The sequence below is a fragment of the Streptomyces flavochromogenes genome, assembly GCF_000717595.1.
Taxonomy (GTDB): domain Bacteria; phylum Actinomycetota; class Actinomycetes; order Streptomycetales; family Streptomycetaceae; genus Streptomyces; species Streptomyces flavochromogenes.
This window is the reverse complement of sequence record NZ_JNZO01000116.1, coordinates 1-368: the sequence shown is the minus strand read 5'-3', so window position 1 is coordinate 368 and position 368 is coordinate 1. Positions and strand designations below refer to the sequence as shown.

Below are 368 nucleotides of genomic sequence, written 5' to 3'. Positions count from 1 at the left end.
GGCTCGGCGGGCTTGGGGGGCTTCGATGATGTTCGGCTTCTCGGACGAGTGGTGGGCGGTGCTGTTCGTGCCCGTGGTGCTGTGGGTGCCGTTCGGGCCCTTCGTCATGGCGGGAACGGGGGTGTGGTGCGCCCGGCGGCCGGGGTGGTGGCCGCGGCTGTGGTCGGTCCTGCTGCCACTGGTGCCGGTCGCGGTATCGGCGACCGTGATCATCCTGCCCATGGACAGCTGGGACGAGCCCACCCACGGTGAGGACGTGCTCGGTTACGTCCTCGTGTACGTCCTGGGGGTCACCGTCCTGCCCTGGGTGCTGGGGTACGGGATCACCCGGGTGGTGCGGGTGGTGCGGGCGCGTCGGGGGCGGGGGC

At 72.0% G+C, this 368-nt stretch carries 1 protein-coding gene; it reads right to left on the bottom strand.

The window, feature by feature from the left end; translation table 11 throughout:
* Positions 1 to 213, bottom strand: a 213-nt coding sequence (locus tag IF00_RS46625; RefSeq protein WP_209439854.1) for a hypothetical protein, incomplete at its 3' end; no start/stop codon positions are given.
* Positions 214 to 368 lie beyond the last annotated feature (155 nt).